This window comes from Mycobacterium sp. HM-7 (assembly GCF_053852335.1).
The window spans coordinates 4034393-4047311 of sequence record NZ_CM132657.1 but is presented as its reverse complement, the minus strand read 5'-3'; the positions used below and the strand labels follow the sequence as shown (position 1 = coordinate 4047311).

Genomic DNA, 12919 nt, shown 5'->3' with positions numbered 1-12919 from the left:
CGCGAGAAGTGATGAGTAAACGAACTGCCAATGCCGACGTCTTCGAGCAGGTGCAGGACACGGAGACTGATGCCGCCGAGGCGACCGATTCGGCGGTCGAGGCTGATGCCGAGGGCGCCGAGGTGACGGAGGCAGACGCGGCCGCCGAGGCCACGGAATCGGCCGCGACATCGAAACGGCGGGTCGGCCTGGCTGCGTCGGTGTGCGCGTTGCTGTTCGCGGTGTTGGTTGCGGCGCTGGGGTTTCTGGGCTGGCGGCAGTACGAGCAGTACCGCATCAACGCGGCCAGTGACGCCGCGCTACAGGCCGCCAAAGACTATGCCGTGGTGCTGACCACGCTGGATGCCAAGAACATCGACGAGAACTACCGCAAGTCGCTCGACGGCGCCACCGGTGAGTTCAAGGATGCCTACAGTCAGGGCGCGAACCAGTTGCGGCAGGTGCTGATCGACAACAAGGCGTCCGGGACGGGCATCGTCGTGGCGGCGGCGGTGAAGTCGGCGACGCCCGACAAGGTAGAGGTGCTGTTGTTCGTGGACCAGTCGATCACCAACGCGAACAACCCGAGCCCGCGCATCGACCGCAATCGCATCGACATGACCATGGAGCGCAGCGGCGACCGCTGGCTCGCGAGCAAGGTCGACATCCTGTGAGCGACAAGGAAACTGAGATCGCCGAGGTCACCGACGTCACCGAGGTCGACATCGACGAAACGGAGACGGCCGACGTCGAGCCGTCCGTGCCGGCAGTTCCCAAGGCACCCAAGACGTATACCGTCCGGCGCAGCCTGTGCTGGGCGGTGGCCGTCGTGATCATTGCGCTGTCGGCCGCGGCCGGCACGGCGTGGGCGCTGGTGTACAGCCAGCATCAGCGCGACGCCGAGGCCGCGGAGGCGCTGACTGCGGCACGCAGCTATGCCGTCATCCTGACCACAACCGACTTGACCACCATCGACAAGAACTTCGCCGATGTCCTCGGCGGTGCCACGGGCACGTTCAAGGACACCTACGCCAAAGCCGCGGCGACGATGCGAAAGATGTTGATCGACAACAAGGTCACCACCACCGGCACCGTCGACGATGCCGCGGTCAAAGCGGTCCGCGGCGACGACGTGGACGTGCTGCTGACGGTGAAGCAGGACGTCACCAGCGCTGCGGTGAAAGACAAGAAAACCGACTATGTGAGCGTGTCCATGACAATGCGAAAGGTGGGGGATCGATGGCTCGCTGCCGACGTGATGCTCGCCGGAGCGGGCGGTAAGCGTGGCAACTAAGGTCCGTGCGGCGCTCGCCGCCGCAGCCGCCACGGTGGGCTGCCTCACCGGCATCCCGGCTGCCCACGCAGCGGTCGACAGCTTCTGCGCCCAGCTCGGCGCGGTCTGGGACGGTGGCGCCTGCACCGCGGTGGTCAAGTCCCAGCGCGAAGCGGAAATGCTGCTGTCCCTGCGGGTGCCGGTTGAGCTGATCGACAACCCGACGGCCGGGCCGGTCCTGCGTGACTACTACACCCGGTTGTTCAACGGGTGGCGGAGCACCGGCAACACCACGCCACGGGACAGCAGCGCCAGATCTGATTACGAGATCATCGGTGGCCCCGGCGGCGTGCAGTCGGTGGTGGTGCATGAGATCTTCGAGCCGTTCGGCATCCAGGCCAACAACGCCTACCGATCGTTCGTGTTCGACATGAACGCCGGACGCAGGCTCTACCTACCCGACCTGTTCCGGCCGGGAGTCAATGCCAATCAAGCAGTTTCGGCCGCTGCGGCGACGGTCTTGCCGCCCATTCTCGACGCGGTGCCCCCGCCGCACACGCCGGGCACCTACCCGTTCACCGTGCCGGAGTTCCAGCCCGACAGCGCGGGCCCGGGCTACTCGGGTAATTACCGGGCCTTCGCGCTGACCGGCGACTCGCTGCGGCTGTACATGCCGGATCAGCCGATGATGCGCGAAGACCCGACGCCGCCGGGACAGCGCGTCTGGTCCATGGACGGCGGCACTGTCGTCGCCAACATTCCGCTGGCGGCGCTGGCGGGTCAGTTGAAGCCGCAGTACGGCGGCTGAGGCCAGGTCAGTTCCCCCGGCTGTCGCCCGGGGCCTTCGCGGGCGGGTACGTCTGGAAGATGAATACCTGGCTGCCGATTCGAATGGTGTCGCCGTCGTGGAGCTCAGCTGTGGCGCGGACCCGTTCGCCATTGACGTGAACTCCGTTGGCGGAACCGAGGTCGGTGATGATGTGCGTGGTGTCGGCGTTGTTGATCACGGCGTGGTGCCGGCTCACCTTGTCGTCGGATACGACGAGGTCGTTGTCGGGGTGCCGCCCGATGCGGGTGGCTGATCCCTTGAGTCGATGAACGTGATCGTGCCCGTCCCGCAGCACCGCGGTGACATCGCTTGACAGGGTGGTCACGTCGGGTTCGAAGGCGATGATCGTTTGGGCGGCGGCCTGGGCATTTCTTTGTATGTCGAGCGGTTCCTGGCGCAGGACCTGTTCATACAAGGTGCGCAGTGCCGGCGCGGGGTCGATGCCGAGGTCGTCTGACAACGCTGTTTTGAGCCGGTGATAGGTAGCCAGTGCATCGGATTGCCGGTCGGTGAGGTAATACGCCGTGATCAGTTGAGCCCACAGCGGCTCGCGGTAGGGATGTTCACCGACCAGAGTTTCGAGCTCCCGAACGACGGTATGAGCCCGGCCACAGGCGATTTCGGCCTGGGCACGCGCCGTGTGCGCCAGAATTTTGTCCTCGGTCAACTCGTTGCGCAACGTATCGGCGAAAGCGAACTCGCGAAGGTCGTCGAGGACGGGGCCGCGCCAGTGACCCAGTGCAGCGGTGAGATGCGTGCTGGCCGATTCGAAGCGTCCGGCGGCCACGGCGCTGATCCCGGCCTGCTGCTCGGTGGCGAATCGGGCCAGATCACTTTGTACGGGAGTGATTTCGAGCCGGTAGCCGTGGGGTGCGGTCGACACGAGGGCGCGGGCGTCGACGCCCGCCTCGGTGATGATGCGTCGCAAATTCGATACGTACGCACTCACCGAGATGCGCGCGGCGGCCGGCGGTTCGTCCTCCCAAATGGCCGTGATCATGTCAGCGGCACTGACCGCGCGGTTGGCGTTTGTGATCAACATGGCGAGTACCGCCCGCTGTTTCGGCGTACCCACCTGAATCGGTGTGGACCCGATGGTCACCTGCAGTGGACCCAGCACGCCGAACTGGATTTCGGGTTCGGCTCCGCCGCGCCGGGACGCAGGCGGCGACGGTGCGTTGCCACCCATCAGTTGCTCGTCACTTGGCCGAAGCTACCCAATCGCACGGGTAGAGCGTTCCATACCCTGCTGGTCCAGGGCGGCCGAATCAGCCGGGCTAGAGGTGACGGGCGATGAGGTCTTTCATGACTTCGTTGGCGCCGGCGTAGATCCGTGAGATCCGGCTGTCGACGAACAGGCGGGAGATGGGGTACTCCTCCATGTATCCGTAGCCGCCATGTAGTTGCAGGCAACGGTCGACGATCTGTGTCTGTTGGTCGGAGCACCAGAGTTTGACTTGCGCGGCGCGCTTGACGTCGAGCTCGCCGCGAACATGACGTTGAATCGCGTCGTCGACGAACGTACGCATGACGTCGATCACGGTGACGATCTCGGCCAGCTCGAAACGCGTGTTCTGCAGAGCGAAAAGAGGTTTACCGAAGACGTGGCGCTCTTTGACGTAGGCCAGAGTGTGGTCGTACGCGGCTTCGACAGCTCCCAACGCGGCGACACCGACGATCAGCCGTTCCTGTGGCAACTGTTGCATGAGCTGGACAAAGCCGCGGCCCTCGACGCCACCGAGCAGGTTTTCGGCGGGTATGCGCGGTTCGTCGAAGAACAGTTCTGTGGTGTCCTGGCCTTTCTGGCCGATCTTCTTCAACTTGCGCCCGCGTTGGAACCCTGGAGTGTCGTCGTCGACCTCGGCGGCGAACAGCGACAACCCGGCCGCACCCTGCTGCGGATCGGTCTTGGCTGCGATGATGATGAGGTCGCATGTCGCACCGTTCGAGATGAACGTCTTCGCGCCGGAGATCACGTATTCGTCTCCCACTCGGACCGCCCGTGTCGAAATGGCCTGCAGATCCGAACCGGTACCGGGCTCGGTCATGGCGATCGCACCGATCCATTCACCGGCAGCGAGTTTGGGTAGCCACCGCAGCTTCTGTTCGGGGCTGGCGTAGGCGTTCAAGTAATGCGGGACGATGCCCGCGTGCACGCCCAACTGCATGGACAGATCACCGGCGTAGGCCTGTTCCCGAAAGAGCACTGCCTCGTGCGCGAAAGTTGCTCCACCACCGCCGAATTCCTCCGATATCGACATCAGTAGCAGCCCCAGGTCGCCGGCACGTCGATACAACGCACGGTCAGGCTCTCCGGCGGCGGCGAACTCCTCGTGGCGTGGTGCGACTTCTTTGGTGAAGAAGTCGCGGGCCAAACCGGACAGGTCCGCCAGTTCGGTCGTCGATGCTTGGGTCACCGTCTTGTTCCTCTCGTTCAACGCGTGTACAGCGCGTCGATCTGCGCTGCGTACTTTTCGGCGATGGGTGCGCGGCGCAGCTTGAGCGTCGGCGTCAACTCATCCCCGCCGGGAATCCAGTAGTGCGGCAGTACTTTCCAGCTGCGAATCTGTTCCACCCGGGACAGGCGGGTGTTCGCCAACGCCACCGCATCAGAGACGGCTTGCTGTGTCGCCTCGTGATCGACCAGTTCCTCGACAGTGGTGACGCCGAATCCGTGTCGGGAAGCGAATTCCGCAGCCGCATCGGGGTCGAGTGTGATCAGCGCTGCGATGTGCGGACGGTTGTCGCCGATCGCGGCCACCGCGCCGATCAGGGGGTTGGCCGCTTTCAATGCTCCCTCGATGTTACTGGGAGACATGTTCTTTCCACCGGAGTTGATGATCAACTCCTTCTTCCGGTCGACGACGCGCAGATATCCCTCGCCGTCAATCGAGCCGATGTCACCCGTGTGGATCCAGCCATCGGCGTCAAGAATCTCCGCAGTGCGGGTGGGATCGCGGTGGTATCCGCGCATCACTCCGCACCCGCGGACCAGAATCTCGCCGTCGGCAGCCAGTCTGATCTGCGTGCCCGGGATGGGTTTACCCACCGTGCCCAGTTTGAGCCGGTCCCTCGGGTTCACGGTCGTGACCGCCGACGTCTCCGACATGCCCCACGCTTCCAGCACCGGCACGCCGATCGCCAGCATGAACTCGAGTACGGTGACGTCGATGGGCGCTGCGCCCGACACCGCGGCGGTCAATTGATCCATCCCGAGGCGCGAGCGAATCTTCGACAGCACCAACGCATCTGCCGCGACGGCCGCCGCCTCGTCCAACAGCCCCAATCGACCGCCGGCCAGCGTGACTGCCGCCTTCTTCTTGCCGGCGGCCAGAGCCCACCGCGCGAGCGCGCCCGCAGGTCCGGTCTGCTCCGCGATGAGTGCCTCGATTCGAGCCCGAATCTTGTACCAGAGCATCGGTACCGCGACGAAGAACGTCGGGTGCACTCGGCCCAACACGTCGATCAGTTGCTTCGGGTCATCGACATCGGTGACCGTGATGCCGAAGTACATCGGCGCGTACTGGCCGATCCATCGATTTATCAGGTGTGCATCCGGCAGATAGGACAGCACGCGACCTCTGGTCAGATTGCCGACCACACTTGGAATCACCTCGAGCTGGTACAGCAGGTTGCCGTGTGTCAGTTCTACGCCTTTGGGGTGTCCCGTGGTCCCGCTGGTGTAGATGAGGGTGACGATGTCGTCGCGCTGAACCGCCTTCCAGGTGGCGTCGAAGTCGAAATCATCAGCACCACCATCACTTACCGCGTCGAGCGTGGGCACACCGTCGCGTGATTCATCGACCGAGACGACCAGGCGCACACCCGTGCCTGACGCGGCAGCGAGCACCTTCTCCAGATATTGCGCTTCGGTGATGACGACTGCCGGCCTGGCATTTTCGAACAAGTACGTGATCTGCGCCGTGGCGCTGGTGTTGTACACCGAAAAGCCAACCGCGCCAAGGTGCATCACGGCCGCGTCGACGACGTGGAACTCGGTGCGGTTGGTGAGCATCATCGCAACCACATCACCGCGCCGCACACCCCGCGCCGCCAGCCCCGCGGCCACCAGCCGAACCTGTTCGCCGTACTGCGACCACGTCAAAGCCACCGTACCGTCGGCGCGGCAAATCGCCGCGGCGTCTCCGAGCTCGGTAACGCGCCGTTGGAAATGTGCGCACAGACTTTCGCTCATCACAACCCTTCTCGCAGCACTGCCCATGGGGTCCGGACCGCTTGCGGGCCGGGCGTTGCGTTGCGGTGCGCCGCGCATGGACGGTGCTGCCGCTACGGCTAGACTGAAACAGTAGAACATATTGCGTATGATTGTTTCAATCGCATCGATGGCGTGGTCGCGCGCGAAAACATCGTTCGACGCACGCCGTGTCACGTGAAATGCCTTCCTCGACAGAAAGAGAGCCGTGATGTTGACGACTCGACGTCAATCGAGCGGCGCATATTGTCCGGTGGGCGCGCCTGCTGCCGATGGCACTCGCCCCACCAACCGGGGTGATCATGCCCGTACGGCGATCTTGACGGCGTTGCGCGTACTGCTGGATCAGAACCCGATTTCTGAGGTTTCGGTGCAGGCGATCACTCGGCAGGCCGGCGTCACTCGAACCGCGTTCTATTTCTATTTCGAATCCAAGTACTCCGCCCTGGCGGAACTACTGCATGGACGAACCACTGCCGCGATGCTCGATAAGTTGTTCGCGTTGCGGATAGCCGGGGAATCCACGCCGGCATTGATCGCACGCGTCATCGCAGGTATCCGTGCTGCCCTGGCGGCTGACGATCCGGTATGGGCGTCGTCTCGCGCATCTGCAGGGTGTGAACCCGAGATCGCCGACATCGTCGCTGACGTCGAGGAGGCGATCGCCCGCCGTATCACGGCGATTGTGTCGGACGAAGTACGTCGAGGCGCCCAACCGATCTCGGCCGATGTGCCTGCGCTGGTGCGGGTCTTGACCGCCGCGACGGTCACCGGGTGTGCGCCCGGGCGCGGCGCCGGACAATCTGACCAACTCGAGCGCGCTACGGACGCGGTGTCAGCCCTCTGGCGGAACGCGTTGTGGCCCGCGTAGCGGGAGGAGTGCCTTACCTCTCGCCCATCGTTGTCGCCCACAGCTCGCGCCCCAGGACGGACAGGCGCAGGCTGAGCCGTTCCACCCGAGCTGAATGCCGCGCCTCCTGTGCATCGGCAATGGCGCGCTGGACGTTCGGTTCCGCCATGAGCACCTCGTAGCCGGGTTCGGATTCGACTGCGCGGGGTCCGATTTCGACCAAACCGAGCTGCAACAGGTTTGCGACATAGGTTGGCACCATGGTCGGCAACGTCACGCCCGCGGTGTGGCCGACGAGACACGTGTTGGTGAGAACTGCTCGCGGCAACGACCACCACCGAGACTGCGAATAGACGTTGATCAGCGGCGACGGGGTGCCGTCTGACAGTGCACGGAGAATCCGTGCCTCGTCGGCAACAAGCTGGTCCACGATACGACTGTAGAGCTCCAATCGGGTCTGGCACGTGCTCTGTTCAAGCGAGCGGTCCAGCAGCCCGGTCATCTTGGTGTGAAGGGCAGCATTCAACTGCATCGTTTCATCCTTCTTCTCGAAAGCGGTTCTATCGGTTGGGTTTCTGTGTCATTGCTCCAGTTGTCGAATGATGCCGGCCACCGTCGGGTTGGCCGCGAGTTGCTGGTCGAGAATCACGTTGATGACACCGCGAAGCCAGGCGTAGGGAATCCATGCTCGTGGCACCGTGCTACTGGCTGTGCGCCGGCTGACGGCGTCGACAATGGCTGCGGCGGCGTCCCCGGCGTCGATACGTTTGTTCAGCGGCCAGGGCAACAGTTCGCCGATTCGTTGGCCCACCGGGTCGTCATCGAGTGTGGTCCGCGCCAGCGCGGTGTCGACGATGCCGAAGTACGAGATTCCGACCGTGACGTGGTGGGTGGCGAGCTCGATCCGCAACGCTCGCCCGAGCTGCTCGACGCCGGCCTTGCTGATCATGTACGCCGCACCGCCCATGCCCGGGGCGAACGCGGCGCATGACCCGATGAGCTGAATGTGTCCGCGGCTCGCGATGACGTGTTCTGTTGTGGCGCGCACCGTGTGCACCGCACCGAGCAGGTTGATGTCGATAACCCGTTGGAATGCATCGGGTTCGATCGTGCGTATGGTCGCCGGCGGCGGCGTGACGCCGGCGTTGGCGACCACCACGTCAATGCGTCCCCAGGTGCGCACGACCTGGGCGGCCGCGGCGGTCAAGGCTTCGGCATCGCGCACGTCGGCGACGATCCCCACGGTGTCGTTTCCCAGAAGCGCCTGGGCCTCGGCGAGTTGCTCTCTGTCGATATCGACGAGCGCAACCCGCGATCCTGCGGCAACGAAACGCGAGGCTGCTTCAAAGCCGATGCCTTGGGCGGCGCCGGTGATGAAAACCACTGCGCCAGATAGATTCATCGCTGGACGTGCGGTCATCGTCCGACCACCAACTCGGCGTCGGCGCACTCGGTTGGTGCGGTCGCATACCGGATATCGAACTCCGCGAGGCGGATTCGGCGCATTCGTTTCCGGAATGTGAAGACGAAGCCGGGCCAGAAGGTGTAGTTGCGGCCCGACGGGCTCAAGTAGTAACTCTGGCAACCACCGGAGTTCCACACCGAGTCGGCGAGACGCCGGTCGACGTGCTCGACAAAGTGGTCGAGGGCTTGGTCCGACACGTCGATGCTGCGGATCTGGCGGCGTCGCATCTGCGCGATCGCGTCGAGCACGAAGTCGAGCTGTGCTTCGATCGTCACGATCTGCGACGTGTAGACGACCGAGTTCGGGCCGAGAATCATGAACAAATTCGGAAAGCCCGGAATGACGGTGCCCAAGTGCGCCTTCATCTCTCCGCCGGCCCACACCTCGGCGAGGCTGCGACCATCTCGGCCACGGATCCGGGTGAAGCCTTCGTTGTGGGCAAGTTTGAACCCGGTTCCGAAAACGATGGCGTCGAGACGATGGTGGTTCCCTTCGGCGGTTTCGATCCCGTCCGCGGTGACGCGCCAGATCGCCGAGGTTTCCACGACGGTGTTGTCCGCCGCGAGCGCGGGGTAGTAGGTGTTGGAGAACGTCGGTCGTTTGCATCCGAACGCGTACTGCGGTGTCAGTTTGTTCCGGAGGATCTCGTCGCGAACCTGTCGGCGGAGATGCCACATCCCGACGGTCGCCATGGGCTGCAGCAGCGCGGGGAGGTGGACCAGACCGGGCACCATCGCTTCCTGGACCAGGCTGACTGCCGAGCGCGCTACGCGCTGGACGAGTGGGGCCGTCCGGAACACGGACCGCAGAGCGGACCCGACCGGCCGATCTGGGTGGGGGAGGATCCAGGTGGGGGTTCGTTGGAACACAACCAGTTTGGCGGCGTCAGGCTGAATCTGTGGGATGAATTGCACGGCCGAAGCGCCCGTCCCGATGACACCGATGGCCTTTCCACGTAGGTCGACGTCGTGGCGCCACTGCGCTGAGTGGAATGCCGGGCCCGAGAAGTTCTCCAGCCCTGGGAGGTTGGGTATCGACGGCTCGCTGAACGGTCCGGTGGCGACGACCAGAACGGTGGCGGTGAAATGGTGACCGCCCGCGGCTATCTGCCACACCTGGGCCAGGTCGTCCCACGAGGCGTCGGTCACCTCGTGCCCGAGCCGGATGTGCGGTCGGATGCCGCTCTCATCGACGCATCTTTCGATGTACGACTTCAGTTCTCGCTGAAGCGGGTAGAGGCGGGTCCAGTCAGGGTTCGGCGCAAAGGAGTACGAATACAGCACCGACGGGATATCGCATTGCGCACCGGGGTAGGTGTTTGCCTGCCAGGTGCCGCCGATATCGGTGGCCCGCTCGAACACGAGAAAGTCGCTGTCGCCGGAATCTTTCAGTCGCATTGCTGCGCCGATCCCGCCGAATCCGGCGCCGATGATCACCGTGTGGACGTGGGTGTGGGTGGGGTTGGTCATGGTGTGTCCTTGTCGGGTGCCGGTGGATGACTAGAGCGCGACGGCGATCGAGTCACCCTGGGCGCGGGAGACGCAGATCATCATCGAGTCGCGGTGCTGATCGGGAGTCAGCACCCGGTCCCGGTGCTCGACAACGCCGTCCACCAGTCGCACGCGGCATGCTCCGCAGAAACCCTGCTGGCACGAGTACTGCACATCCGGTTTGACACGACGGATCGCAGCGAGCGCAGACTCGTCGGCGGCGACGTCGACTGCGACGCCCGATTCGGTGAGCTGCACTGTGAATGCTCTGCCATCGACGATCGGTGCGGCACTGAAGCGTTCGCTGTGGAATTCCGCGGTGCCGCCGGCCTCGGCCGCGGCGGTGGCGACACCTCGCGCCTTTTCGATCATGGCGGGAGGGCCACACACATAGAACGCCGTACGGGACGAAGCGGCCGCGCACAATTCAGCCAGATCTGGTGTGCCGTACTGGTCGTCGGGCCGGATCAGAACCCGGTCGTGCCCGAGTTCGGTGAGCTCGTCGATGAACGGCATCGACGAGTGCGAACGTCCCGTGTACACGAGGCGCCAGGGGGACGGGCCGGATGCTGCCTCACGCACCATCGGCAGGATCGGTGTGATGCCGATCCCACCGGCGATGAACACGTACTCGTCAGCGGGGGCAAGGCTGAACGCGTTGCGAGGACCCCGCACGCGAAGCGTCTCGCCGACCCGGACGCGATGCAGTTCGGCCGAACCCGAGCCCTCGGGAATCTGCCGCACGGCGATCCGATAGTGGACGGGATCGAATCGGTCACCCATCAGTGAGTAATGCCGTTGCCGGCCGGTCGGGGTGAACACATCAATGTGCGCGCCCGGCGTCCATCGGGGGAGCGGTGTGCGGTCGGGCCGGCTCAAGGTCAGACTGACGACGTCGTCAGCTACGCGTTCCACAGCAACAACTTCGAGCCGCGCGTCGTATCCTGCCCGGCGTACCGGGCGGACAGGTGACAAGCGGTCTGCGATCCGGCTCTCGGTGAACAGCCGCGAATAGCCACGGGCCAACTGCGCCATGGCCTTGAGCGCGGGGGTCGGGTCGTCGACAGCTGTGGTCTCGTCGAGGAGCTCGGTCATGCGTGCGCCGCCTGCGCCGCGGGCGATGTCGCCAGGTAACGCACCGCCTTGCTGATGTCGCCCATCGCCGACGGGTGAAACCCGGGGCGCAGATAGAAGTACATCTGCGAGAACAAGAAGGAGACTCCGGGCACCAATCCATGGCGGGCGGCCCGGATGTACTCGAAGGGCCACGGCCGTCGACGTTGCACCGTTGAGTCGTTGCCGTAGAGATACGATGCCGTCGAAAACCAAAGGAGCGCAAGGCCCGAACACGCGATGATGGCCGTGCGTGCGCGGCGGGCGTAGCCACCGTCGACGTACTGGTAGGCGTCGAACGCGACATTGCGATGTTCGAGTTCCTCAGCGCCGTGCCATCGCAGCAAGTCGAGCATCGTCGGGTCGATGCCCGCCCGATCGAAGGCCTCGTTGTCCAACAGCCACTCACCGATGACAGCGGTGAAATGCTCTGCCGCTGCGTAAACCCCGAGGCGCTCGCTCAACCACGCCTTGCGCGCGGGGCCGGTGATCCCGTGGTCACCGAAGATCTTCTCTACCGCGAACTCGATGCGACGCAGCACCACGCCGACCTCGACACCGTGTGCGCGCAGATAGTTTCGAAAGCCCTCATGCGAAGCTGCATGCGTCGCCTCCTGTCCGACGAATCCGATGACTTCCTCTTTGAGGCGCTCGTCATCGATGTATGGCAGGGCCTGACCGAAGACATCGGCCATGGCCCGCTCGCCTTCCGGCAAGACCAGGTGCATCACGTTCCAGAAATGAGTGGCGTACGCCTCGCCCGGGATGTACTCCAACGGGACGCCGGACCAATCGAAGTGGACGTGGCGGGCGTTGATCGCCAGTGCCTCGTCGTTGTACTCGCGCACCACTCGTCCCGGTTTTTTGCTCGCCATCACACGCCTTCCTCGACTCTGAGTCCTTCGTGCTACAGTGAAACACAATACATACAATTGTTTCAATGTTGCAGTGTCGACTATGGTCAGGTGCGTGCACATGGATCTCTTCGCTCTCGACACCTCGCGCGACGAGGGCGTCGAAGAGATCCTCGACGCCGCGTTGGACGTCTTCTCCAAGATCGGAATCCGGCGGGCGACCGTCGATGAAATCGCCCAACGCGCGGGTCTGGGCCGGGTCACGATCTACCGACGAGTCGGCGGCAAGAGCGAGATTGTCACCGCCGTACTCATCCGCGAGTCCCAGAAACTGTTCGAAGCGGTGCGCGCAGCCGCGGCACGCACAGACAATTTTCCCGATCGAGTGGTCCACAGTTTCGCCACGACGATCGAGACCGTGCGCACGAATGCCGTGTGGAACAGGCTGCTCGACATCGAGCCCGACACGGTGCTGCCTCGGCTGACCCTCGAAGGCACTCCGCTGCTGGCCGGGGCGGTCGCGGCGACCGCCGAAGTGCTCCGCGGCCCGGATGTTGCGGCGGTCCCGGAACCCGCACTCCTGGCACGAGCCGAAATCCTTGTCCGCATCACCCATTCGATCCTGCTCACGCCGACCGTGTTGGCACCACTGGAGACCTACGAGCAGATCGAACAATTCGCCCGGCAGAACCTCCTGCCGATTGCGTCAACGCCGACACCGTAGTGCCGCGAACCATCGGATCAGAAGGATCGAAACGCGCCCCGACGGCGTGACAGCTGCCGAATTACCGCAGTTGGGAGCCGATTTGGCCGGCGATCCGTCGGTGGCGACGACGCCCCTTTCACACCTTCG

At 64.2% G+C, this 12919-nt stretch carries 13 protein-coding genes; 5 read left to right on the top strand and 8 right to left on the bottom strand.

Annotation, left to right across the window (positions count from 1 at the left end):
* The first annotated feature begins 11 nt into the window (after positions 1–11).
* The 3 genes from ACWW1C_RS19555 to ACWW1C_RS19545 are packed head-to-tail and all read left to right on the top strand — an operon-like array spanning position 12 to position 2060.
* A complete protein-coding gene (locus tag ACWW1C_RS19555) occupies positions 12–653 on the top strand; it encodes an Mce protein (protein WP_455979931.1) in 642 nt (213 codons plus the stop codon).
* A complete protein-coding gene (locus ACWW1C_RS19550) occupies positions 650–1273 on the top strand; it encodes an Mce protein (protein WP_455979930.1) in 624 nt (207 codons plus the stop codon). Before ACWW1C_RS19555 ends, ACWW1C_RS19550 begins: the two co-directional genes overlap by 4 nt.
* The gene (locus tag ACWW1C_RS19545; protein ID WP_455979929.1) at positions 1263–2060 is read left to right on the top strand and encodes a hypothetical protein; all 798 of its coding nucleotides are present in this window, start codon (positions 1263–1265) and stop codon (positions 2058–2060) included. The genes ACWW1C_RS19550 and ACWW1C_RS19545 overlap by 11 nt, the downstream gene beginning before the upstream one ends.
* A gap of 7 nt (positions 2061–2067) precedes the next feature.
* Here ACWW1C_RS19545 and ACWW1C_RS19540 read toward each other — a convergent pair whose 3' ends face one another.
* The 3 genes from ACWW1C_RS19540 to ACWW1C_RS19530 form a co-directional block, all read right to left on the bottom strand.
* The gene (locus ACWW1C_RS19540) at positions 2068–3270 is read right to left on the bottom strand and encodes a BTAD domain-containing putative transcriptional regulator (RefSeq protein WP_455979928.1); all 1203 of its coding nucleotides are present in this window, start codon (positions 3268–3270) and stop codon (positions 2068–2070) included.
* Between the two features lie 88 nt (positions 3271–3358).
* Positions 3359–4498, bottom strand: coding sequence for an acyl-CoA dehydrogenase family protein (locus ACWW1C_RS19535; protein ID WP_455979927.1), 1140 nt, complete (start codon positions 4496–4498; stop codon positions 3359–3361).
* Positions 4499–4515: 17 nt separating this feature from the next.
* Positions 4516–6471 carry an AMP-dependent synthetase/ligase gene (locus tag ACWW1C_RS19530; protein WP_455979926.1) on the bottom strand — a complete coding sequence of 652 codons (1956 nt, stop codon included), beginning with the start codon at positions 6469–6471 and terminating at the stop codon, positions 4516–4518.
* 76 nt (positions 6472–6547) lie between these two features.
* Here ACWW1C_RS19530 and ACWW1C_RS19525 point away from each other — a divergent pair, with 76 nt between their 5' ends.
* Positions 6548–7165, top strand: coding sequence for a TetR/AcrR family transcriptional regulator (locus tag ACWW1C_RS19525; RefSeq protein ID WP_455979925.1), 618 nt, complete (start codon positions 6548–6550; stop codon positions 7163–7165).
* A 13-nt stretch (positions 7166–7178) separates the two neighbouring features.
* Here the strand turns inward: ACWW1C_RS19525 and ACWW1C_RS19520 are convergent, their stop codons facing one another.
* The 5 genes from ACWW1C_RS19520 to ACWW1C_RS19500 form a co-directional block, all read right to left on the bottom strand.
* The gene (locus ACWW1C_RS19520) at positions 7179–7646 is read right to left on the bottom strand and encodes an Abi-alpha family protein (protein ID WP_455984362.1); all 468 of its coding nucleotides are present in this window, start codon (positions 7644–7646) and stop codon (positions 7179–7181) included.
* Positions 7647–7724: 78 nt separating this feature from the next.
* A complete protein-coding gene (locus ACWW1C_RS19515) occupies positions 7725–8564 on the bottom strand; it encodes a short-chain dehydrogenase/reductase (protein ID WP_455979924.1) in 840 nt (279 codons plus the stop codon).
* Positions 8561–10078: a flavin-containing monooxygenase gene (locus tag ACWW1C_RS19510; protein ID WP_455979923.1), complete on the bottom strand. Its 1518-nt coding sequence runs from the start codon at positions 10076–10078 to the stop codon at positions 8561–8563. The genes ACWW1C_RS19515 and ACWW1C_RS19510 overlap by 4 nt, the downstream gene beginning before the upstream one ends.
* A 30-nt stretch (positions 10079–10108) precedes the next feature.
* Positions 10109–11194 carry a PDR/VanB family oxidoreductase gene (locus ACWW1C_RS19505; RefSeq protein ID WP_455979922.1) on the bottom strand — a complete coding sequence of 362 codons (1086 nt, stop codon included), beginning with the start codon at positions 11192–11194 and terminating at the stop codon, positions 10109–10111.
* Positions 11191–12087 carry a metal-dependent hydrolase gene (locus ACWW1C_RS19500; RefSeq protein WP_455979921.1) on the bottom strand — a complete coding sequence of 299 codons (897 nt, stop codon included), beginning with the start codon at positions 12085–12087 and terminating at the stop codon, positions 11191–11193. The genes ACWW1C_RS19505 and ACWW1C_RS19500 overlap by 4 nt, the downstream gene beginning before the upstream one ends.
* A 100-nt stretch (positions 12088–12187) precedes the next feature.
* Between ACWW1C_RS19500 and ACWW1C_RS19495 the strand changes: the two genes are divergently transcribed.
* Positions 12188–12790 carry a TetR/AcrR family transcriptional regulator gene (locus tag ACWW1C_RS19495; protein WP_455979920.1) on the top strand — a complete coding sequence of 201 codons (603 nt, stop codon included), beginning with the start codon at positions 12188–12190 and terminating at the stop codon, positions 12788–12790.
* Positions 12791–12919 lie beyond the last annotated feature (129 nt).

What these genes read in the sequence shown, in the direction of transcription:
- ACWW1C_RS19555 (WP_455979931.1), top strand. Translation starts at nt 12, where the DNA reads ATGAGTAAACGAACTGCCAATGCCGACGTCTTCGAGCAGGTGCAGGAC.
- ACWW1C_RS19540 (WP_455979928.1), bottom strand. Translation starts at nt 3,270, where the DNA reads ATGGGTGGCAACGCACCGTCGCCGCCTGCGTCCCGGCGCGGCGGAGCC.
- ACWW1C_RS19520 (WP_455984362.1), bottom strand. Translation starts at nt 7,646, where the DNA reads ATGACCGGGCTGCTGGACCGCTCGCTTGAACAGAGCACGTGCCAGACC.
- ACWW1C_RS19515 (WP_455979924.1), bottom strand. Translation starts at nt 8,564, where the DNA reads ATGACCGCACGTCCAGCGATGAATCTATCTGGCGCAGTGGTTTTCATC.
- ACWW1C_RS19510 (WP_455979923.1), bottom strand. Translation starts at nt 10,078, where the DNA reads ATGACCAACCCCACCCACACCCACGTCCACACGGTGATCATCGGCGCC.
- ACWW1C_RS19505 (WP_455979922.1), bottom strand. Translation starts at nt 11,194, where the DNA reads ATGACCGAGCTCCTCGACGAGACCACAGCTGTCGACGACCCGACCCCC.
- ACWW1C_RS19500 (WP_455979921.1), bottom strand. Translation starts at nt 12,087, where the DNA reads ATGGCGAGCAAAAAACCGGGACGAGTGGTGCGCGAGTACAACGACGAG.
- ACWW1C_RS19495 (WP_455979920.1), top strand. Translation starts at nt 12,188, where the DNA reads ATGGATCTCTTCGCTCTCGACACCTCGCGCGACGAGGGCGTCGAAGAG.